This is a genomic window from uncultured Corynebacterium sp. (assembly GCF_937999985.1).
Classification (GTDB): Bacteria; Actinomycetota; Actinomycetes; order Mycobacteriales; family Mycobacteriaceae; genus Corynebacterium.
This window is the reverse complement of sequence record NZ_CALLDG010000058.1, coordinates 1-21,683: the sequence shown is the minus strand read 5'-3', so window position 1 is coordinate 21,683 and position 21,683 is coordinate 1. Positions and strand designations below refer to the sequence as shown.

At 61.3% G+C, this 21,683-nt stretch carries 20 protein-coding genes and 2 tRNA genes; 12 read left to right on the top strand and 10 right to left on the bottom strand.

Annotation, left to right across the window (positions count from 1 at the left end; all coding sequences use genetic code 11):
• The first annotated feature begins 3 nt into the window (after positions 1 to 3).
• The 4 genes from Q0331_RS02770 (at position 4) to pknB (ending at position 6,765) form a co-directional block, all read left to right on the top strand.
• Positions 4 to 1,311 carry an FtsW/RodA/SpoVE family cell cycle protein gene (locus tag Q0331_RS02770; protein WP_298074675.1) on the top strand — a complete coding sequence of 436 codons (1,308 nt, stop codon included), beginning with the start codon at positions 4 to 6 and terminating at the stop codon, positions 1,309 to 1,311.
• Complete coding sequence (locus Q0331_RS02765) at positions 1,308 to 2,756, top strand: penicillin-binding transpeptidase domain-containing protein (RefSeq protein WP_298074673.1); 1,449 nt, start codon at positions 1,308 to 1,310, stop codon at positions 2,754 to 2,756. Before Q0331_RS02770 ends, Q0331_RS02765 begins: the two co-directional genes overlap by 4 nt.
• Positions 2,757 to 2,759: 3 nt before the next feature.
• Positions 2,760 to 4,415, top strand: a complete 1,656-nt coding sequence (locus Q0331_RS02760) for a serine/threonine-protein kinase (protein ID WP_298074671.1) — start codon at positions 2,760 to 2,762, stop codon at positions 4,413 to 4,415.
• 157 nt (positions 4,416 to 4,572) lie between these two features.
• A complete protein-coding gene (gene pknB, locus Q0331_RS02755) occupies positions 4,573 to 6,765 on the top strand; it encodes a Stk1 family PASTA domain-containing Ser/Thr kinase (protein WP_298074669.1) in 2,193 nt (730 codons plus the stop codon).
• 11 nt (positions 6,766 to 6,776) lie between these two features.
• On the opposite strand, the gene Q0331_RS02750 is transcribed toward pknB, so the two are convergent.
• Positions 6,777 to 7,505, bottom strand: coding sequence for an aminodeoxychorismate/anthranilate synthase component II (locus Q0331_RS02750; RefSeq protein WP_298074667.1), 729 nt, complete (start codon positions 7,503 to 7,505; stop codon positions 6,777 to 6,779).
• A 139-nt stretch (positions 7,506 to 7,644) separates the two neighbouring features.
• Here Q0331_RS02750 and crgA point away from each other — a divergent pair, with 139 nt between their 5' ends.
• On the top strand, positions 7,645 to 7,917 hold the full coding sequence (gene crgA / locus Q0331_RS02745) for a cell division protein CrgA (RefSeq protein ID WP_239200987.1): 273 nt from the start codon (positions 7,645 to 7,647) through the stop codon (positions 7,915 to 7,917).
• A gap of 40 nt (positions 7,918 to 7,957) precedes the next feature.
• On the opposite strand, the gene Q0331_RS02740 is transcribed toward crgA, so the two are convergent.
• Positions 7,958 to 8,683, bottom strand: coding sequence for a rhomboid family intramembrane serine protease (locus Q0331_RS02740; protein WP_298074665.1), 726 nt, complete (start codon positions 8,681 to 8,683; stop codon positions 7,958 to 7,960).
• A 7-nt stretch (positions 8,684 to 8,690) separates the two neighbouring features.
• The gene (locus Q0331_RS02735) at positions 8,691 to 9,215 is read right to left on the bottom strand and encodes a peptidylprolyl isomerase (RefSeq protein WP_005292634.1); all 525 of its coding nucleotides are present in this window, start codon (positions 9,213 to 9,215) and stop codon (positions 8,691 to 8,693) included.
• A 156-nt stretch (positions 9,216 to 9,371) separates the two neighbouring features.
• On the opposite strand from Q0331_RS02735, the gene Q0331_RS02730 reads away from it, so the two are divergent.
• The 3 genes from Q0331_RS02730 to Q0331_RS02720 all read left to right on the top strand — a co-directional run bounded on the left by Q0331_RS02730 (position 9,372) and on the right by Q0331_RS02720 (position 13,392).
• On the top strand, positions 9,372 to 10,889 hold the full coding sequence (locus Q0331_RS02730) for a hypothetical protein (protein WP_298074663.1): 1,518 nt from the start codon (positions 9,372 to 9,374) through the stop codon (positions 10,887 to 10,889).
• 40 nt (positions 10,890 to 10,929) lie between these two features.
• Entirely contained in the window at positions 10,930 to 12,483 is a 1,554-nt protein-coding gene (locus Q0331_RS02725) for an anthranilate synthase component I family protein (protein ID WP_298074660.1), read from the top strand.
• Between the two features lie 213 nt (positions 12,484 to 12,696).
• Entirely contained in the window at positions 12,697 to 13,392 is a 696-nt protein-coding gene (locus Q0331_RS02720) for a TetR/AcrR family transcriptional regulator (protein ID WP_298074658.1), read from the top strand.
• Here the strand turns inward: Q0331_RS02720 and Q0331_RS02715 are convergent.
• The 5 genes from Q0331_RS02715 to Q0331_RS02695 form a co-directional block, all read right to left on the bottom strand.
• Complete coding sequence (locus tag Q0331_RS02715; RefSeq protein WP_298074656.1) at positions 13,389 to 15,308, bottom strand: alpha/beta-hydrolase family protein; 1,920 nt, start codon at positions 15,306 to 15,308, stop codon at positions 13,389 to 13,391. The genes Q0331_RS02720 and Q0331_RS02715 overlap by 4 nt on opposite strands.
• A gap of 39 nt (positions 15,309 to 15,347) precedes the next feature.
• Positions 15,348 to 15,608: a hypothetical protein gene (locus Q0331_RS02710; RefSeq protein WP_298074655.1), complete on the bottom strand. Its 261-nt coding sequence runs from the start codon at positions 15,606 to 15,608 to the stop codon at positions 15,348 to 15,350.
• 163 nt (positions 15,609 to 15,771) lie between these two features.
• A complete protein-coding gene (locus tag Q0331_RS02705; protein ID WP_298074653.1) occupies positions 15,772 to 16,539 on the bottom strand; it encodes an anti-sigma factor in 768 nt (255 codons plus the stop codon).
• Positions 16,536 to 17,132 (bottom strand): sigma-70 family RNA polymerase sigma factor, encoded by a 597-nt coding sequence (locus Q0331_RS02700; protein ID WP_298074651.1) that lies wholly within the window; start codon positions 17,130 to 17,132, stop codon positions 16,536 to 16,538. The genes Q0331_RS02705 and Q0331_RS02700 overlap by 4 nt, the downstream gene beginning before the upstream one ends.
• A gap of 37 nt (positions 17,133 to 17,169) precedes the next feature.
• Positions 17,170 to 17,475 (bottom strand): hypothetical protein, encoded by a 306-nt coding sequence (locus tag Q0331_RS02695; protein ID WP_298074649.1) that lies wholly within the window; start codon positions 17,473 to 17,475, stop codon positions 17,170 to 17,172.
• 267 nt (positions 17,476 to 17,742) lie between these two features.
• Between Q0331_RS02695 and Q0331_RS02690 the strand changes: the two genes are divergently transcribed.
• The 4 genes from Q0331_RS02690 to Q0331_RS02675 all read left to right on the top strand — a co-directional run bounded on the left by Q0331_RS02690 (position 17,743) and on the right by Q0331_RS02675 (position 21,267).
• A complete protein-coding gene (locus Q0331_RS02690; RefSeq protein WP_298074648.1) occupies positions 17,743 to 17,991 on the top strand; it encodes a hypothetical protein in 249 nt (82 codons plus the stop codon).
• Positions 17,992 to 18,040: 49 nt separating this feature from the next.
• Positions 18,041 to 18,310: an antitoxin VbhA family protein gene (locus Q0331_RS02685; RefSeq protein WP_298074646.1), complete on the top strand. Its 270-nt coding sequence runs from the start codon at positions 18,041 to 18,043 to the stop codon at positions 18,308 to 18,310.
• Positions 18,311 to 18,886: 576 nt separating this feature from the next.
• A complete protein-coding gene (locus Q0331_RS02680; RefSeq protein WP_298074644.1) occupies positions 18,887 to 20,782 on the top strand; it encodes a hypothetical protein in 1,896 nt (631 codons plus the stop codon).
• Between the two features lie 182 nt (positions 20,783 to 20,964).
• Positions 20,965 to 21,267: a tyrosine-type recombinase/integrase gene (locus Q0331_RS02675; RefSeq protein WP_367274951.1), complete on the top strand. Its 303-nt coding sequence runs from the start codon at positions 20,965 to 20,967 to the stop codon at positions 21,265 to 21,267.
• An 80-nt stretch (positions 21,268 to 21,347) separates the two neighbouring features.
• Here Q0331_RS02675 and Q0331_RS02670 read toward each other — a convergent pair.
• Positions 21,348 to 21,420, bottom strand: a tRNA-Ala gene (locus tag Q0331_RS02670).
• 9 nt (positions 21,421 to 21,429) lie between these two features.
• Positions 21,430 to 21,506: transfer RNA gene (locus Q0331_RS02665), tRNA-Ile, on the bottom strand.
• Positions 21,507 to 21,683: the final 177 nt, after the last annotated feature.

Below are 21,683 nucleotides of genomic sequence, written 5' to 3'. Positions count from 1 at the left end.
CCCATGAAGCTTTTTAGCCGACGCACCGAGGCTGGCTTGCTGCTGCTGGCCGCCATCATTTTGCTGCTGGCCATCGTGGCGCTGGAGATCTCGCAGGGCAAGGAAATCAGCTCCGAGGTGTTCTACCTGGTCGGCGGCTTCTTCCTGACCTTCCTGGTGGCGCACCTGGTGGTGTGCTGGACGGCTCCGGAGGCCGACCAGATCATGCTACCCATCGCGGCGCTGCTCAACGGCCTGGGGCTGGTGATGATCTACCGTCTGGACCTCGGATCGGGCCTCACACTGGCGAAGTCGCAGATTATGTGGACCGCCCTGGGTGTGGTTCTGTTCTCCCTGGTGATTGGCTTCCTGCGGGATCACCGCTCGCTGCAGAACTACTCGTATCTGCTGGGCTTGGCGGGCCTTATCCTGACGGCTCTGCCGATCGTCTGGCCTACTTCCCTGAACGCGGACGCAAAGGTGTGGATCAGCATCGGCCCGTTCTCGATCCAGCCCGGCGAATTCGCAAAGATCATGCTGCTGCTGTTCTTCGCCGCGCTGCTGGTGAATAAGCGCCGCCTGTTCAACGTGGCCGGCAAGTCCTTCCTAGGCATGCAGTTCCCGCGTCTGCGCGACCTCGGTCCGCTGTTTCTGGTGTGGGGCATTGCGCTGATGATCATGGCCGCGCAGAACGACTTCGGCCCGGCCCTGCTGCTGTTCGGCACCGTGCTGGGCATGCTGTACATCGCCACCGGCCGCGCCTCCTGGCTGGTGCTGGGTTTTGGCCTGGCTTTCATCGGCGCATTCGGCGTGTACCAGATTTCGGCAAAGATTCAGGATCGCGTGTCCAACTTTGTGGATCCTCTGGCGAACTACGACGGCAACGGCTTCCAGCTCTCCCAGGCCCTGTTTGGCATGTCCTTCGGCGGCGTGACCGGCCGCGGCCTGGGCGAGGGTTACCCGAACAACATCCCCGTCGCACACTCCGACTTCATCTTGGCCGCCATCGGCGAGGAACTGGGGCTGATCGGTCTGGCGGCCGTGCTGCTGGCTTACACGGTGTTCGTCTCGCGCGGTTTCAACACGGCCATGCGAGCCCGCGATTCCTACGGCAAGCTCGTTGCCGCGGGTCTGGCGCTGACGATCGCCATCCAGATTTTCGTGGTCACCGGCGGTATTTCCCGCCTACTGCCCATGACCGGCCTCACCACGCCGTTCCTGTCGCACGGTGGTTCGTCGCTGTTGGCGAACTACATACTGTTGGCAATTATTCTTCGTATTTCTCATGACGCCCGCACACCCCTGGCCATTAAGGAAAGGGAGGAAGCATGAACCGCTCTATCCGCGCGGTAGCCATCTTTAGCTTCATCTTGGTGGTCGCCCTCATTGCAAACCTGACCTACATCCAAGGCTTCCAGCAGAAGTCGCTGGCGCAGAATCCGCTGAATTCGCGTCAATTCCTAGAGGCCAAGTCGAAGGAACGCGGCAGGATCATCGCCGGCGACCAGGTGCTGGCCAGGTCCGTGAAGGATTCCGACGACTTCTACGACCGTGAGTACCCGTACATGTCCGCGAAGTACGGCTCCGTAATCGGCTACCTGTCCGACCAGTACGGTGCCTCGGGTATCGAGTCTTCCCAGAACTCTATCCTCACCGGCGAGGACGATTCCCTGTTCGCCACCCGCACGTGGGACATGCTGACGGGCAAGGAAGCCGGCGGGGCGAACGTGGAGCTCACGCTCAACCCGCAGGTACAGGAGGTCGCCTACGACCAGCTGGCCAACAAGGGCTATTCCGGTTCCGTGGTGGCCCTGCGCCCGTCTACGGGCGAAGTGCTGGCGATGGCCAGCACCCCCTCGGCCGACCCGGCGCAGATCGTCGGCCCGCCAGCTGAGCAGGCGAAGGCGAATTTTGAAAGCTATGCCAATGATGATTCCGCCCCACTGTTGAACCGCTCGACTCAACAGATCCAGCCTCCGGGCTCCACGTTCAAGGTAATCACCACCGCAGCTGCACTGGAGGAGGGCGACACCCCAGAGACGTCCGTAACCGCCGCACCGCAGATCACCCTGCCGGATACGGCCACGACGCTGGAAAACTACGGTGGCGCGGCCTGCGGTGGGGGCGGCAAGACCACCCTGCGCGAAGCCTTCAAGCGCTCCTGCAACACCGCCTTCGTGGACATCTCCACCCGCCATGGTGCGGATAAATTCAAGAAGATCGCCGAGGCCTTCGGTGTCGGCGATAAGGACGATTACCTGGGTCTGCCCGTGGAGCCTTCCCGTCTGGGTGACATCCCGGACGGTGCGGCCCTCGGCCAGTCCTCCATCGGCCAGCGAGACGTTGCGCTGACCCCGCTGCAGAATGCGGTGATCGCCGCGACCATCGCCAACGGTGGTGTGCGCATGAAGCCTTACCTGGTTAGCAAGATCACCGGCCGCGATCTTTCCACCCTGCGGACCACCAAACCTCAGAAGGCCAAGCGCGCAGTGCCAGGTGAAACGGCGGATACGCTGAAGGCGCTGATGGTGGAGGCCGAGAAGTGGGCCGGCGGCGATGCCTCCATCGCTTCGAAGACAGGTACCGCCGAGCACGGCGAGGATTCCCGCAACTCCAACCCACACGCCTGGTACATCGCGTTTTCCACCTCCGCCGACGTGGCGGTAGCCGTTCTGGTGGAAAATGGTGGCGACCGCGGGCAGGCAGCTACCGGTGGTTCGGTGGCCGGCCCCATCGGCCGGGCCGTCATCCACGCAGCTGAGAAGGAGCAGCAGTAGGCCATGAGCGATTCCCGTCAACCCGACCGCACCGAAATCGAACGCACACAGCGGCTTTTGGGCGAACGCTTCGAGCTGCAGTGGATCATCGGCCGCGGCGGTATGTCCACCGTATGGCTTGCCCACGATGTCGAAAAGCTGCGCGACGTGGCCGTCAAGATCCTCAAGCCGGAGTACACGGAGAACGAGGAGTTCCGCGCGCGTTTCCGCAACGAGGCCTCCGCTGCCCAGGACCTCGAAAGCCCCAACGTCGTCCGAACCTATGAATCCGGCGAGGTCGAGGACCCGGACAATGGCACGGTGTTCTGTTACATCATCATGGAGTACATCCGTGGCGAGTCTCTGGCCGATGTGCTCTCGCGCGAGTCCTCACTGCCGCAGAATCTGGCGCTGGACGTATTGACGCAAACCGCCGCGGGGCTGAAGGCTATCCACGAAGCCGGACTGGTGCACCGCGATATTAAGCCAGGTAACCTGTTGATCACCTCCGATGGTTTCGTGAAGATCACGGACTTCGGCATTGCCAAGGCCGCCGCCGCGGTGCCACTAACCCGCACGGGCATGGTGGTTGGAACCGCCCAGTACGTCTCCCCCGAGCAGGCTCAGGGCGACCAGGTCGGTCCGGCCAGCGACGTGTACTCCTTGGGCGTGGTCGGCTTCGAGATGCTGGCGGGCTACCGCCCCTTCTCCGGCGAATCCACCGTGTCCGTGGCAATCAAGCACATCTCCGAACCCCCGCCGGAGTTGCCGGAAGCGGTCGACCCCAACCTGCGGGAATTGATCAAGGTCTGCCTGCGCAAGAATCCGCGGACTCGCTACGCCGACGGCGCGGAACTTGTCGCCGCCACTGTCATGGTGGCCGAGGGCAAGCAACCCCCGTCGCCGCACAACGTGCCGAACGTCAGCACCGAACCGCACCCGCTGACCGAGCAGCTGGGCAACGTTGCCAGCGGGCCGGGAACTCGAGTGCCTTCAGAGTCGGGGCCCGGGTACGGGCCGGGATCAAAGCACGGGCCAGCCCAAGGTTCCGGTTACCTTGGCCCCTCCAGCCCGGCTGCTGGTGCAGGTGCTCCGGCCACGGGCGCGGGCTACCCCGCGACTGCACACGGGGCAGGTGGGTCGCAGGGGGCGTCACCAAAAAAGAACCGCTTGATCATCGCGGTGCTGGCTCTGGTGAGCATCATCGCGCTTGCGTTAGCCACCTTCCTGCTGACCAGCGGTGGCGACGAAGAAGCGCCGGACCCGTCGACAATGACCGTCACCAACGAGGTTACGACCAGCCCGACGGAAGAGGAAGAAGAGCCGACCAACCCGGGTGGCAACGCCCCCGCGCCGGTAAACCCGGGGCCGACGGACACGACGAATGGCCCGGAACCCGCACCGGGGACTGAGACCACGCCGGAACCGCCAGAGACCTCCGACGAACGCGAGCCCTCGTTCCCCACCTTGCCGACCATCCCGAACGGTGGCGGGCGCGGCAACGGCAACGACAACGGCGGCAATGGTGGTCAGGGCGGCAACGGCGGCAATGGAGATAATCACAACACTGCCCGCCCGAACGCCCCGCAGACGAACGATAACGCGACCTCGGCGGACAGCGATGTTCCTGCCGAATTGCGCAATATGGAGGCGGATCCGGAAGGCCAACCAGTGTTGTAGGCACAATTCTTTTCGACAATGTAGAAGGGATAGAACTATGTCCATACAACAAATTGGACTAGGATTTGTTAATCAAAGTGACTAGAAAATCATTTTGGGGTTAACTAGCGGCGCTGAGCCAGCAACATTGAGAGACGCAGACAAAGGAGCAGAAGGCGTGGACCGAATCGGCACAACCTTGGGCGGTCGATACCGCCTCGGTGCCAAGATCGGCACCGGTGGAATGTCTGACGTGTACGCCGCTACCGATGAACTGCTCGGCCGCGACGTTGCAGTGAAGATGATGCGCCCCGACCTGGCGCGCGACACCACCTTCCTGGAGCGCTTCCGCCGCGAGGCGCAGAACGCCGCGAAGCTGAACCACCCCGCCATCGTCGCCGTCTACGACACGGGCCAGACCCCGGACGAGGACGGTGCGGTGCCGTACATCGTCATGGAACGCGTGCACGGCGAAACCCTGCGCGACATCATCCAGGACTCCGGGAAGATGAGCCTGAACGATGCCGCGGCGGTCATGTCCCAGGTCTGCTCGGCGCTGTACTTCTCGCACGAGGCGGGCATCATTCACCGCGATATCAAGCCCGCGAACGTGATGATCACCAACACCGGCGCGGTGAAGGTCATGGACTTCGGCATCGCACGCGCGCTGAGCGATAGCTCCTCCGCCATGACGCAAACCGCCGCCGTCATCGGCACCGCCCAGTACCTCTCCCCCGAGCAGGCACGCGGCCAGTCCGCCGACGCACGTTCGGATATTTACGCCGCCGGTTGCGTGTTCTACGAGCTGGCCACGGGCAAGGCTCCCTTCCACGGCGAGTCCCCACTGTCCGTTGCCTTCCAGCACGTGCAGGAAAACCCGGAGGCGCCGTCCCAGATTCCGGGCATGCACCTGTCGAAGCGCGAGGCTTTGAGCCTGGACTCCATCACTCTGACCGCTATGGCGAAGTCGCCGTCGGATCGTTATGACGACGCGCAAGAGATGGCGACGGATCTGAAGCGCCTTTCCGAAGACCAACTGCCGCTGGTCGCCCAGGCCTATACCAATGACGCCGACTCGGCCGATGCTGGTTCCCACACCGCAGGCCGCGCTGCTGCCGGTGCCGCTGGCGCCGCGGGGCTGGCCGCCGGTGCAGCCGCGGCGGGCGCGCATGCGAATGAAGACGACGCGCAGACGTCCGTGATCCCCGCCAGCCACAACACAGCCAACGGTGCCGCTGCTGGGGCCGGAGCAGCCGCCGCTGGAGCCGCTGGCAACGGTGGCGGTGACGGCTACTACAACGGCGAGTACAGCGGCGAATATGATGACGGCGACGAGTACTACGGCGACGATTACGACGACGATTACGACGGCGATTATGACGGCGAGTACGACGACGAATACTACGAGGATGAGCCCAAGCGTCGCTGGTGGGCGCCCATCGCTTGGGTGGCGGGTATCGCCGCAGTAATCGCCGGTGGTTACTTTGCCTACCAGGCTTTTACCGGCGACGATGAGCCAGAAAAGCCTATCGCCGAAGCCGAACAGGTGAAGATCCCGATGGTGGCCAACAAGGATCGCGCCGAGGCGGAGAAGATCCTCAAGGACGCGGGCTTTGAGGTAACGGTCGAGGAAACCACGCACGACAAGATCGCGCGCGGCAAGGCTATCGGCACCGACCCGGCAGCCAACGCATCTGTGGCTCGCGGCACCGAGATCAAGCTGCTGGTCTCCAGCGGCCGAGAGATCACCGATGTGCCGGATCTGACGGGCAAGACCACCGAGGAAGCAGTCCAGCTTCTGAAGGATGCCAAGCTGGTTCTGAACAAGGAAGTCAAGGAAGAAGCCAGCGATGATGTGCCGAAGGGCAAGATCATCACGCAGACTCCGCCGCAGGGTTCGCAGGTCTCTGCGGGTACGAAGGTGACCATCACCGTCTCCACGGGTCCGGAGGACGTCCGCGTGCCGGTCGTCACCGGCCAACAGGTCGAGGATGCCCGGGAGAACCTGGAATCCGCCGGCTTCAAGGTGGTTGTAAACCAGGTCGATTCCGTGGAGCGAAAGGGTCAGGTGCTCTCCGCCAGCAGCGAGGGTGAGAAGCTGCCCAAGGGCAGCGAGATCACCCTGGAGGTATCCCTGGGCAACCAGTTTGAAATGCCTTCCCTGCAGGGCAAGAAGTTCGGTGACGTGTTCCGCGAGCTGCAGGCCGCCGGCTGGCGCGGCACCCCGGAGCAGCTACACCGGGAGGACAAGAACACCACGGATCTGGGCCGCGTGGACGAGGTCGCGCAGCAGTCCATCCACAGTGGCGAGGTCATCAAGAAGGACGAGGACATCACCGTCACGGTGTACGTCTTCAACCTGCTGCCCTAGAGCCAGCGCGCCTAAAGCATCGAGGCTTCGGCGCTGATCGCGCCGGTGACCTCCAGCTGCTCCTTTACCAGGCGGTTCACCAGTTCGGCCGGAACAACCTCGCCCTTGCCACTCAGCTGCCCGGCTTCGTTCAGCCAGTTCGCCAGCATCAGGTGACCGTACTGCGTCATCACGGACTCGGGGTGGAACTGCACGGAGTGGATCGGCAGCGTCTGGTGGCGCATCGCCATAATCATGCCGGAATCGGAGGTCGCCGTGACCTTTAGCTCCTCCGGAACGGTGCCTGGATCGACGGTGAGCGAGTGGTAGCGCGTCACGCGGAACGGGCTCGGCACCCCGGCCAGCACGCCGGTGCCGTCGTGGGCCACGGGCGAGGTCTTGCCGTGGAAGAGTTCGTCTGCCCGCACGACTTCCGCGCCGAAGTGCATGCCGATCGCCTGGTGCCCCAGGCACACCCCGAACAGTGGAATCTGCTTTTCAACGGCGATTTTCAGCACATCCAGCATGCGGCCTGCCGCGCTCGGCTCGCCGGGTCCGGGGGATAGCAGGATCGCGTCGAAGCCCCGCAGTTTGTCCGCCAGCGCATCCGTGTCGGCCCCATCTGGATTGCCGGCGCCGGTAAGCTCGGGGGCGTCATTGCGCAGCACCACACAGTCGTCCCCGCTGAAGCCCAGCTGCCCGATGTATTGCACGAGGTTGTAGACGAAGCTGTCGTAGTTATCGATCACGAGAATGCGCATAGCAAAGAGTTTAGCGCGGCAGCGTGCATGGCTTTGCCGCAGTGTGCTGCTACTATCGTCTGGTACGTATTTTGCCCATGGGCGCTCGGTACCTCGTAGGCCGTCCGCTCCGCAGTCAATCGCTTCGAGGTTTTGAACAATGCCAAAGTCCAAGGTTAATTCCGCTGAGGAGAACTACACCAGCTCCTCTTCCGCGGACCGTCGCACACCCGTGAAGCTGAACTCCAGCGGTACTCCGCGTTGGTACATCGTGCTGATGCTCGCGCTGATGCTTCTGGGTCTGGCCTGGCTGGTTGTTAACTACATTGCCGGCCCGGAGATCCCGTTCATGCGCGATCTGAACGCATGGAACTACCTGATCGGCTTCGCCCTACTGATCGTGGGTCTGCTGATGACCATGGGTTGGAAGTAGCGCCCAAGTTACTTCCCGGCACTGCCCTAGTTGGGCGACCTTAGTAGTGCCACCCCAGGCCGGTCCATATGGTGAAGGCCAGGATAGCCGTCGCGGCTAGTGCTGCGACGGTCTTTTTTCTTGTTGACGCCCCCACGCCCCCGTTGCCTTGCTCGCCAACGGTACTGGTGATGAATGCGATGACGGCGCCTCCGGCGAGCCCACCGATGTGTCCCCATAGCGAAACATTGGAGTACATGAGGGAGTACCCGAGGTTCACCAGCAGCAGGATGATGGGCCCGCGAAGGTCGCGCTGCCGTATCCGCGACAGGGAAATGAGCATGGCGAATAGCCCGTAACCGACGGTGGAGGCACCGCCGACGGGCACATTCGGCTGGAAGTACATGCAGGCCAGCGCACCGCCAGCGGCACTGGCGACGATGAGGCTGAGCATCACTACTGGCCCGTAAAAGCGTTCGACATCGCGGCCGATCAGGAAGATCAGCAACATGTTGAAGCCCAGGTGGGCGGGGTCCAAATGAACGAATGCGGCGGTTAGGATGCGCCACCATTCACCGAATAGGGTGACGTTGGCGGCGTTGAAGAGCATCTCCCGCCCCAGGTTGCTCGAGCTGAGGCCGAACATGGATTGGCCGTCGAGGGGGTTGGCAATGCTGCCGGATTGAAAAACCGTCACCACGTACACAAGGCAGCAGGCTGCGATGAATACGTTGGTGACGGAATACCGCCGGCTATTCCGGCGGGCTTGCGTGTCCAGCCACGGCAAGGAGTTTTTACTCCTGGATCTCGACAGACTCGATAACGACGTCGTCGTTCGGGCGGTCCATGCGGTCGGTTGCGACGCGAGAGATCTTTGCGACGACCTTCTGGGACTCCTTGTCGGTGACCTCACCGAAGATGGTGTGACGGTTGTTCAGGTGCGGGGTAGCCGTCACCGTGATGAAGAACTGGGAGCCGTTGGTTCCGGGGCCAGCGTTGGCCATGGCCAGCAGGAACGGGCGGTCGAACTGCAGCTCCGGGTGGAACTCGTCGCCGAACTGGTAGCCCGGGCCGCCGCGACCGGTGCCGGTCGGGTCGCCGCCCTGGATCATGAAGCCATCGATGATGCGGTGGAAGATCGCACCGTCGTAGAACGGGCCTTCGTTGGTGCCGGAGGCGTTGGGCTGGGAGTACTCCTTGGTGCCCTGCGCCAGGCCAACGAAGTTGGCTACGGTCTCCGGCGCGTGGTTGCCGAACAGATCGATGGCGATGTCGCCTTGGTTGGTGTGCAGAATTGCGGTTGCAGTCTTATTAGTCACGGTGATCCATTGTACTAAAAAGCCGCGACGGCTTCCGGCTCCTCGGCAACTCAAAAGCTGTATTGCCCATCCCAGTGGGGATTTTTCTTTAGGATGGGTGTTAGTACGAACACATATTGAAATACCCAAATAGATCTCCAAGGAGCATCTCGCACGATGAACCCCACCACGTTGAAGCTGGCGCTGCGCGGCGCCAAGCAGGGTCGCACCATGTTGAATAACCGCAAGGAGTTTAAGCGCCGCCAGGAGTTCGACGCGCTGCAGCAGCTGCGAAACAACCTGGCCACGGAGGGCGAACGAGAGGGCATCATCGCTGGTTCTCCCGCTCACGTGAAGGCCGTCGCGGAGCTCATGCTGAAGGAAGAGGGTGCTGCGGCTGCCCTCGAGCAAGCCCGTGCGGCTGCGGCTGCCCGCAGGCACCACCAAGTGCACCACTCCGACGAGCTCACCGCTGCAGATGTTGCGGACATGAGCTCCACCGGTTCCCAGAACACTGCCGACACTGCTAACAAGGCGGAAGAGGCACGCGACAAGGCCGCCGACAAGGCGGACAAGGCTCGCGTGAAGGCTGAGAAGAAGGCCGAGGCCGCAAAGAAGAAGGCCGCGAAGGCACAGGCCAAGGCAGCCAAGAAGGCTAAGAAGGTTGAGGGCGAGGCCGCTGGGATGGTGGCGTCACTAAAGAAGAAGGGCGGAGAATTGAACACCGATGAACTGACCGAGAAGCTCGGCACGGATGCCGAGAAGCTGCGCAAGAAGATCGACAAGCGCACGCAGAAGCTGCGCGACCGTTTCGACGAGGCGCAGGAGAAGGCTCAGAAGAAGGCCAAGAAGCGTGAGCAGAAGATCGCTCAGCTCACCGCTGCGCTGAAGGACAACGCTCACGAGCTGCAGGAACGCGGCCAGGCTGCGACCAGCAAGCTGTACAACGAGGCTGAGTCTCGAGGTAGCGACCTGGCCAAGAGCGCGGAGAAGAACCGCAAGCAGCTGGCCAAGAAGCTGGAGGCCACCAAGAAGAAGGCAGCCAAGCGCGCGCAGAAGCAGACCAAGGGCGCTCAAAAGGATGCCCGCAAGCGCGCCGCGAAGCTAAACAAGAAGGTAACTCGCGCCACCAACAAGGCGCAGAGCAAGGCGCTGGCGAAGGCCGAGAAGAAGGGCCTGAAGAAGCAGGAGAAGAAGCAGAAGGGCGGCCTGTTCGGCAAGTTCCTGCTGCTGGCCATCCTGGTTGCCGCGGGCGCTGCTGCGTTTAAGTTCCTGCGTGGTGGCGAGAACGCTCCGAAGAACACCCCGAAGGTGCAGGACTTCGCGGACAAGGCCACCGGCGCTGCCGAGAAGGCTAAGGCGAAGGCCGCCGAGGTTAAGGAGACTGCCGAGGCCAAGGTCGAGGAGGCTAAGGCCACCGATAAGACCGGCGATAAGACCGATGCAAAGACCGAGGAGCAGGCAGCGGAGAAGCAGGCTCCGGCTGCCCCCGCCGCACCGTCCGCACCTGCCCCGGGTGCTCCGGGCGCTCCCGGGCCGGGCGTAGCTGTTCCGGGTGCTCCGGCTGCTCCGCAGGCTGGTAGCGATCAGGGCGCCGCCGATGCCTCGGACGCAACCGACGCCGCCGAGGCCGACTTCCCGCTGGCCGATGGCCCAGGCGAGGATCCGGACGAGGGCGGCAAGCACCGCCTATAACCCGCACCCCCAGATCGCGCGCTGAATCCGGCGCGCGATAATGGCGTACATGACCCCGCGCCGCCTCACATTCCGAACCATCCCGCTGCCGCAGGCAAACACTCGGGACCTCACCGGAAGTGTCGCGCCGCGGGTCTTTTTGTCTTTATTTAATGACGCCCCCACCGCCGCCTGGCTGGATTCCTCCGGCAACAGCGGCGCCCTCAGTGTGCTGGCGAGTAGCGCGGGCCCCCTCGCTCGGACGTGGATGCCACGGGTGGAAAGCTCGGCTGCGTTCTTCGCGCAGTTCAGAAGCGCTTTCGACGAGTCTATTGAGGTCCCGCGGGACTGGCCGTGCGACTTCGCCCTCGGCTGGGTGGGCGCATTGGGATACGGGGTGGAGGATATTGCCCGCTCCCGGGAAGACCACCCCGATGCGGCACTCCTGTTCGCCGACCGGGCGGTCGTGATCGACCACGCACATTCGGTGGCCTATGCAATGGCGATGCTGCCGAGCATCGGGCAGGCTCATGCCGAGCAGCTGGAGTGGCTGGACGCTACCGTCGCAGAGGTGCAGCGGATCGCCGGCGAGGTCTCCGGGGCGAGCGGTGTGGAACTGGAAGCCTTGCCGGGCAGCACCCCGCCCCGCGACACGGTGCCCGCCGAGCGCGTAGCGACCTTCCACTTCGACCAACCGAAGCGGCAGTACCTGGCGAGCATCCAGCGCTGCCTGGATTACATTGCCGCAGGCGATAGCTACGAGGTCTGCCTGACGAATACCGCCCGCGGCCCGGCCCTGCGGGAGCTGGTCAACCCGCGGCTCACTCAGCAGCCTGGCGAGCATCCAGCACTACACCCCGGCGAGCAACCCGGCGCGAACTCGCCCCACGCACCGTCACCGGAACTACTGGCCTACCTGCGGCTCCGCAAGGTCAGTCCGGTTCCCTATGGCGCATTCCTGCGCTTCGACCGCCCTGGTCAGGCGCCACTGCACATTCTTAGCGCCTCCCCCGAGAGGTTCCTCAAGGTCGCACCGGAGGGAGAGGTCTCCGCCAAACCGATCAAGGGCACCCGCCCCCGTGGGGAGGACGAAGCGGCGGATGCGAGGGGGCGTCAGGAATTAATGAGCAACCCCAAGGACCGGGCGGAGAACCTGATGATCGTTGACCTGCTGCGCAACGACCTCGGCAGAGTGTGCGTGCCGGGCAGTGTGGAGGTGCCGAAAATATTTTCGGTGGAGAGTTTTTCGCACGTCCATCAGCTGGTCAGCACCATTACCGGCCGGCTCCGTGCGGGGTGTGATGCCGTCGACGCGATCGAGGCCAGTTACCCCGGTGGTTCGATGACGGGCGCGCCGAAGATTCGGACGATGGAGATTATCGAGGAGCTGGAGCCGCAGCCGCGCGGGTTCTATTCCGGGGCGATCGGCTGGGTCTCCCCCAACTCCGCGGCGGAGCTGAACATCACGATCCGTACGCTCGTCGACGATGGCGCGGAGTGCTGTTTCGGGGTCGGCGGCGCCATCGTCGCGGACTCGGATCCGCTGGCGGAGTACCAGGAAACGCTAGTAAAGGCGGCGGCACTACTCGATACGCTCGGGAGCCAAATCGTCTAACATTCTACTCGAAACATTTTCGAGTACGTTGTTTATCGCAGGTCAGGGGCTCGAAATTTGTTTCTAGTAGGTTTCGAGTAGCTCCTTTCGCCACCTTGGAAGCCGATAGGTTAGCCTGAAAGAAAGCTATACATACCCGCAATGGCAGCGATGCTGGAGCGGGTGTGGCTCTAACGGTAGGCGTCACTAAGCAAAAGAGGGGTGAATCCGCGCGTGCGAACAGGCGAACAACACATCGATACCGCCGCGTGGATGCAGGCCATCTTCAACCGCAGCGAGCAGGCAGGTACGCGCCGCGAGCGGACCAAACAGGCGCTACTGCGCGCCGGCATTGAACTGATCGCCGAGGAGCAGACGGACCTTTCCATCCTGGCGATCACCCAGAAGGCCGGGGTTTCCAACGGCAGCTTCTACAACTTCTTTAAAGACCGCACACAGTTCTTCGACGCAGTCGCGGAGTACGCGGTTAACAACCTGGCCAGCATCTTTGACCTGGCGGCGGATCAGGATCTGGACTCGATCGACGCAGCGGCTATGAACATCCGCATCCTGGCGTATGCGCACCGCCTGGTGCCAACGCTTTCGAAGTCGATTGTGCGCCGCTCCCCGGACTTCTACACCATGCCCAACGAGCTGGTACGCAAGCTGCGCGAGCGGATCAGCACGGGCGTGGACGACGGCTCCTTCCACGTGGCCAGCACCGAAACGGCTGCAGCGATTGTCTTCGGGGCAAACGCGATGCTGGGGCAGCGCCTGCACGAAGATGCGACGTTAAACAGCAGGACCGCCGGAGACGACCTGGCGCTGGATCTGCTGCGGATGCTGGGGGTTAGCGAAGAGCGCGCCCTGCAGGCCATCGCGCGGCCGATCGACGATTACTTGACGCCACCGCATCAGGCGCTGGGCTAGTCCTCCCGTGCCACGCCAAAGCCGAAGCGGTCGAGGAAACGGTCTTCCTCCCGGCGCGTGTCCCGTGAATGCTCCGTGATCCAATCCGTGATGCGCTGCTGCAGCTCCGGGTTCAGGGGCGCACGCACCAGGTCGGGGCCTAAGATCCGCTCCCAGGTGGGAACCATGATTCCACGGTAGTTATGGCCGTGACCTGCGGGGGTTTGCTTGGAGGTCAGCATGTCCATCGCCACCTGCCAGCCGGTGGTAAACGGAATCCAGCGGAGCGTATCCACTACATCGTTGTGCTGGGTGGCCGGTGCAGGCACGCCCCGGGCACCGGGTTCGCGCAGCCAGTCGGGTTCCTTCCAGAACAGATCCGTACCCCACCAGACGATCGCATCGGAGGCGTGCTGCACCACAGCCACCCGCGGGTGCTGCCACGACTGGCCGTACTCCTGGCCGCGCCAGTCGCGGTCCAGATGGTCGGCGTGGCTGATGAAGCGCACGTGCCGGCCTTGGTCGTACAGCGGTAGGCGCTCTGGCGAGCCTTCGCTGCGGTAGCTGGTCATCTCGCGAATTGTCTTGGTGAAGCGTGGTGCGCCGGACAGCACCGCCCCGTCCACCTTCGCCAGCATGTCCTCCAGCCCATCGAAGGCCGCCGCCGTGCCATACGCCCCCAGGGATTCGCCGGTCACAAACACCTTTGGTGGGTTGGGCATGCCGTCCAGCAGTTCAAACACGGCGTCAATAAGTAACTTGGCAGCACGCACCGGGGTATCGCGGTCAAGCACATAGGCCACCGGCGACTGCACGTAGGAGTACTGCATCGCCACGTTCACGCAGTTGCCGCCTGTGAGGAATTCGACGGTATCCAGCTGCCAATCCGGCACCCATCCCGTGCCCGTCGAGGTGTGGATGACAATAACCGAGCGGTGCAGGGCACCCGTCCGCAACAGCTCCCGTTTCACCAGATCAACGATGCTTTCCAGCGTGCGCCCGGGGGCCAGTCCGCCGTAGATGCGAATCGGCTCGTGCACATCATCCAGCCCCGTTACCTCCGTGATGTCGCGTGCCCGGGGGCCACCGCCGACTAACACGCGGCCTTGGGCGCCCAGAGAGATCCACCTTTCGTGCGACCACACCGAACCGGAACGCTCGGGCTCCCAGGGTTGCTGGTAGCCCCAGTACACGCGGCGGTTTACGAGCTCGGCCTTTTCGTTGAACTTCTCGAGGAACTGCCGTAGCAGGATCTTGTCGTAGATGAGGTAGGCGATGACGCCCACCGCTCCAGCGGCCACAGGCACAGCAACGGGGGCGGGGACGAACCGGCGCAGCGAATGCCGGGTGAGGTCGAAGCTGGACTGCAGTAGCTCGCCGAGCAGCAGGAATGCGCCGTAGCCGAGGGTGCTGACGGCAATGCCAACGAAGGCGGAGGGGGCGCCGAGGCGCTGGCTGTTCACCAGCGCGGCGGATTCGCCTTGGCGCTTGTAGAAGCGGTAGGCCGCGACGGCGGTGGCCAGGGTGACGGCGGCGTGCATGGCACGGTAGGCCTCGCGGTAGCCGGGCTTGTTCACGAGTTTCCGTAGGTCCAGGCCTGCGGCGCGGAAGGCGGGCAGTACTGCGCTGGCGATGATGGTGCCGTTGAAGTGCCCGACCGCCTGGGACGTGGAGGCGTTGCCGGCGACGGCCCACCAAGGGTGCGGCAACAGGGAGGGCGAGAGGGCATTCCACATGCCGATTTCCGCGCCGATGATGGCAAAGCCGCGGCGGGGATCCAGGGCATAGCGCCTGTTCAGCCTCACGCCTGGGAAGAGGTTGGCGTAGAGGTCAATTGCGCCAGCGGCGGCACGGAAGGAGTAGGACAGCGTCGTGAGGGAGGCCCACTTCGCCCGGCGCTTTAGGCCCGGGAGGATTCTTCGCCGCAGATTACGCATGGGATGGTTTGCCCGATAGTCGCCCAGTTAGCGCAGTGCCTAGAACTGCGCCGCACGCAGGGTGGCGTGTGTGACGAAGTACTCTTCGTAATCCCGCAGGGTGCGGGCTTTCTCGTTAAGGCGGGCCATCACAGCCTCGCGGGCACTTCCGTGATCGTCGTAGAAGCCCAGCGGGTCGCCCACACGGACTTCCTCCCCACGTTCCACCAGCAAATACGCCTTGCCTTTGGGGCCATCGATGGTTTGCGGCGTGCCGGTGAAGGGATCGGTGTAGCGATACGTGGTAGTCGTGCTGGTCATAAGTCGTGGGGCTCCCTGGGTTGGGGTTTGCGGTTTGTTTGGGCTCGCTCAACCCACATTACTTGCAGCGGCCAGGGCTGATCTACACAAAGCGGGTTTAGAGTCTCGGCAGTAGGCAGATTCGCATCCAGGGCAAGAAGTTCGCTGTAGAGCCCGAAGGGAACTAGAGCTTCCCCTCGGCCAGCACGGTCCCACTCGGCGCGGCGCTCCCGTCCATCGGCTCCTCGGTGACGCGCACCATCATCGTGTCCGCGGGCAGCGGCATCCAGACGTTGTCGTGCGGGTCTTGGCCAATCACGCCGGCTGAGCGGGCGGCACCGCTTTTGTTGATAGACCACACCTGCGCGCCCATGCCGTCCTTCAACACTGGCGCACCGTTGACCATCGCCCCGCCGGAATCCATTTCCTCCGAGACCACCACGTCCAGCGTCGAACCGTCGGCCTTCAGCGACACGCTGCGCACGTCGCCCATCGCCATAATGGAGTGCATGTGGTCTTCCGCCTCAGCACCCTGCATCAGCTCATCGCCATTCGCGCCCTGACCTGCGCCTTCGGTATCCGAGAACACCTCTGAGGTGTCTCCCCCACCGTCTTCGACGGACTGGTTCGTGTTGTTCTCCGCTAGGTCGGCGCTATCGCCGCCGCCCCACAGCCCGCTGGTGGTGCCCACAATCCCCACGCCTGCCAGTAGTACAACTGCAGCGGCCGCGGCAAAGGCAGTGCGTGCGAATCCACGGCGGGTGCCGGATGCCTTCGACAAAGGCACAACGTTATCCGCACCAACCTCTTCACCCGGTGCGACCTGCGGATACTCGCCCGAAGCGATCGCATCCATAATATTCGACTTCAACTGCGTCGGAGGTGCCACCGGTTCTGCCAAGTCCGCCAGGTCGGCTTCTAGCTCGCCGAAGTCCGGCTTCTCGTCTTTCATCGGGCACCCCCTTCCGCCAGCGCGTCGCGTTGTTCCTTAAGGATCTTCTCTAGCTTACGAAGCCCGTCACGCACGCGCGTCTTCGCAGTTCCCAGCGGCACACCGGTGGCTTCCGCCAGTTCCGCGTGAGTCATGTCGCCGAAGTAGGCCAACAGAATGGCAGTCTTATGTGGCTCGCCCATGATCTCCAGCGCGTTCCGCACGGCATGGCGTTGCACGTTCCTTAAGGCCTCGTCTTCCACGCTTTCTTTCTTTATTGACGCCACCAGGAACGCCTCTCGGTCATCCCTTTTCAGCGTGGAAATGGCACTTCGTACACGATCAATAGCGCGGAGCCTCGTCCGGCGCAGGATCCAGGCCTTCGCGGACCCTTTACCTGGGTCGAAGTCCCCCGCGTGCTGCCATATTTCGATGAATACTTCCTGGATTACTTCCTCTGCCTGCGCCTGATCGTGGAGTATCTGCAGGCTGAGGCCCAGAACATTCGGGGCGATGCAGTCGTAAAGACGTGCGAAAGCCGTCGCATCACCCTGTTGGGTGAGCAGCATCAAGCTCTCGAGAGTTTCTCTATCGACTACGGCCACCGTTTTCATCGTAGCCCCCGGGGGCCTACGACCTGCTCGTCATCTACTAGTTCTGCTTGCCCTGCAGGTCCGGCATCATGCTTTCGTCGGTCTCCATCATGTTCTCGGTCTTGCCGGACATTTGGTCACCGCCCTTCATGTCCTCAGTCATCTTCTCTTCGGTCATCTTGCTCTCGCTGGTCATTTCTGAAGAAGAGGTTTCACTCATCTTGGAGTCCGGCGCGTCATCGTCTTCGTTGCACGCGACCAGGCCCAGACCCATCACGCCGGTCAGGGCCACGGCGACGGCGGCACGGCCCACAGAGAATCCGGCTGCACGGTTGGCTGCAGAGTTGGTCTTGCGAATCATCATTTGTACTGCTCCTTCGGGGTACCGATCGTATTCCACGCGGCTCTGTCGCAGGGCCGCTTCATTGGTACATACGGCGCCCTCCCCCACACCGGATTGGAACGTTTTCCAAAAAGTTTCAATCCCCGCACACTTGCTAAGAAAACCCACCAGTTCGCAGAAGTGTCGTCAGGCAAACAAGTGTTTGATTACCGGGCAGATAAATCAAACTAGGTGTCGCACCCCATCGCTACAGTAAGTACTACATCCACCGAAATGGAGGACTAGGACGTGGCCGTCAATTTCAACACCATCCGAGGCGTCGATCAGTGGACTGATGCCTTCCCTGAGCAATTCCAACCACTTGATTCTGCTCAGCGCGCCGACCTTGCAGAAGCCCTAACACTCGGAGTTCATGAGGGGTGGAAGCCTACTGCCGAAGATGTTCAAGCGCTCGCCGATCAGGCAGCTGGAAAACGACCCGAGTTAACCATGCAGGACTGCGTAGAGGCTGCGAAAAGACCTACACAAGCCGAGTGACTTCTGACTGATCTAGACGACATCACCGTCGAATTCGAAAGGCAACACCATGACCGCCGACAACCGCACCGAAGATCAAAAAGTAGCCGCTGTCCGCGCCTCCATGACCATGGCCGGATACACCATGACAACCCAAGACGAAGAGGACGTCCGACGTATCTTCCAAGGAGAAATCACCGGCGACGAAGCTGTACTGGAAGTACTGGAACGACACGGTTTCGGCGACAGCGAACGCGCCGAAGTCCTCCGCCAACGCATCGCTGAGAGCAAGAAGGAAAGCCAAACAGGCAAGAGTGATGACCTAACGGACAATGCGTAGAACTTCCCTGCCTAGCCATCTCCTCAAGGATTCCGACTTTGCATCAAACTGAGAATCAAAGTGTCAAACTTTGAATGAAAGTGCGACTTTCAACAAATCGTTTCATAGTTTCACTACCTGCTCATTCACAGTTTGAACCTCAGCTGCCCACTTCCCGGAGGACGGAACAGTGTTCCGCTATTGTTGCACTTTCGGGTCTACAGGAGACCACGTGGGACTTAACCAGAAAGTGCCTGATCACCGCAGATACAAGAAAATCCCAGGTGCTTTTGTTCCTTGCTGGCCCTTAGCGTGATGGGCTGGTAGTGGATTCCCTGAACGGTCTTGACCCATGCTGAATCCTCCCTTGATCTAATGACACGAGAAGTAATCGAGACTTCGCTTCTGACCAGTAGTAGAGACCGTTTGCCCCACCGGAACAATCCGATCCGGTGGCGGGAGCGGACAGAGGGTTACAGCACGTGCATATTGCCATAAATCTGCTCATCCCGTGAGCTGGCGGAATCTAGTCGATGCAGATGTTATTGGCGAACGAGACTGGCCTGGAAGGCAAAAGGTTAAACTGACGAAATGACCATGTCCATTGACTATGTGCGCTGGATTGGAATTGCAGCGTGGACCAGTGGTTTAGCCATCCCACGAAACTGCCAGGCGTTGGCTGTTCTTCCGGGGGATTCTCCCGGAAAAATCTTAATCCAGAGCGCCGGGGGACGCGCCACAACATTCGAGGACATTGAGCGTGAGTACACACATATTCAGTGGTTGCTAGCCGGAGCTCCTAGTGATGAATCTGTGCTGGATTATGTGTACCACCAGCAGCTCTGTTTAACGCATTATGAGCTCATCGACCATGACTTCGTCATCCTGGATGTCAGCGATAGCGCGTGTGGGAGCAAAAACTACTCCTTCAGGCAGTCGTCTGCCGCTGATCGCCGCCCCGACTACAGTCCCAAGGAAGCATTAGCTGCAGCTCAGCGCCTCAGCAACTCCGCAATAGGATCGGCTCTTTCAGAACATATCCCTGCCTGGAATATGGCCGAGTCATTAGGGCTGCTAGCTCTTGCTGTTCGTGAATACTTCACGGGCGCGGTGGTACGGGAACTTACTCGGAAGTATGTAAAGGATCTTCGTTCGGATTCTCTAAACACCCAGGAAGTGCTTGGTTGTGGCCGCCTCGCCTATAGCGTGGCGTTTAAAGTTAATGATGACTCTGCAACCACCACTCCGGTGATCACCCTGCACGTTCAGGAAGATGATCCTCTTTTCACAGAATCTGTGTTGAGGCACATCGTTGACCGGGCACAGGCCTTCGCTAGCGCATGTGGAAGTGGCGTTCATTGCGAGTCGGTATTCCACAACATCATTTTCCACCAGGCGTTCCCTAGCACCGTCCATGAACCGGATGCTGAAGAAACACCAATCATTCTGTACCGAATCCCGCTCAGCACTGATCTTCTCCCTGTCCAATCCTTAACGCAGGTGTTGGGTGACAGCGCCGCCCGCACAGCCGATGACGCACTGAGAGAACCTGCCCAACGGACTTCGCTCAGTATTCGTCGGCTCCCAGATAGCGGCATCATCCGGGTACGCAGTTTCATCCCAGGAACAAGCATCGTCGATCGTGCAATTCACCGCGGCGGCTATCTCGCATCCTCGGAACTTGTTTCTAAGTTACAACAGGAAAAGGCGTTGGCTGATCCTGATTGTCTCGCCGCAGCTGTAACACCGACGCTGATCTGGGAATCTCTCAGCACTTGGGGTCTCGCGTCCGGCAGCACCGCAAGTTCAGTGTGTTCCGTGCTTGGCGTGCGTGCCAATTGCATCTCCGCTGTGGAAAGTTCCATTCATCAACCACTGTTGACAGTTGAGGTCGATGCGCAGGCGCCACTCGGCACTGTGGCACATGACGTGTGTGATGTTCTCGGTGACCTGGGTATCGATTCCTTTACGGACTTCCCGATTGAGTTACTGTGGTTCGATCCGCCGAAAGAGGCCGGCGTCAGCACCTCCTTTCCCAACGCTGCACCCCCACAGACCACGTCGCTGGAACTCCCCGTGCTATGGCCCCGTGCTTTAGGGGCACGATCAATAGCTGCCACAAATCAGGCACTCGCGCTCGCCGCCGTTCGCCGTGCTCTGCGCCACTGTTGCACTAAAGGCCTGTCATGGATCGGGGTAGCTCATGCTAGAAAAACGTCTGCCAGTGGGAGGCATCTGATTAGGGTGGCGGTCGCGTTCGAGTCTGAATACACAGACAGAGTGGCCGTCAATCAGGAATTGTCCTTCGCAGTGAATGAGGTTTTTGCCGAAAACTCTATCGGTCCACATGTCACGTGCGAGGTTATCGATGCTAACCAAATAACCGACGTTTCAACATGGGTCACGGCGGCTGGGTACCATCCCGTTACTGGTTTCCTGCCTGCATATATTCAGCTTGAACACCTCAACGCCGGCTATGTACCAAGTTCTTAATCGCTATCATCCGAGGTTTGGTACCCATGCTGGGGTGGTCTAAGAATTAGGTTCAGTAGGCTTCAGCGACTGCCTGCTGCTTTTTCTTCCAATTCTCCGCATACCTGCCCGGGCTGAGATAGCCCAACGCCGAGTGCAGATGTTCAGTATTGTACCGGCGGGACAAAAGCCATGAGCGCCTCATGCTCACTTGGCCCAGTCCCGCAGGCCACGTACCATGCCCGACGGTCACCGTCATTAGAGTATTGGCTTATACGGACATTCGATGGAACGAGCCAACCTTCCCGCTTCTCACCATTCACGACCTCCGACACACCGCAGCAAGCACCGGCATCCAAGCAGGAGCCAATGTAAAAGCAATACAGCGCATGCTTAGACACGCCAATGCCAAGATGACGCTGGACACCTACGCGGATCTCTTTGACTCAGATCTAGACCGAGTGGGGACTGAAATCGACTCCCCCATACGCAAGAACGCGGCGTAGAAGAATCATCGTGTGAAACAAAACAGTCAGGACCTTGCTGGGAGTGTTCCCGGCAAGACCCTGACCTGTGTGTTTAGTTGTGGAGCATAGGAGAATCGAACTCCTGACCTTCTGCTTGCAAAGCAGATGCTCTACCAATTGAGCTAATGCCCCATTGTTCCGTGGTGGGCCTAGCTGGAATCGAACCAGCGACCTCATCGTTATCAGCGATGCGCTCTAACCGACTGAGCTATAGGCCCTTGTGCGGAACGAGAATTAACTCTACATACTATCCCCGGATTTACACAAATCGCCTGTTCAGCAGATATTTCCGGCAACTCAAAAGCGGGGAAAGATTCGCACGAAAGAAAGAAAAATACCGGCACCCGAAGGTGCCGGTATCTTCAAACGCAAGAGAGGCGCTAGCGGCTGTCTAG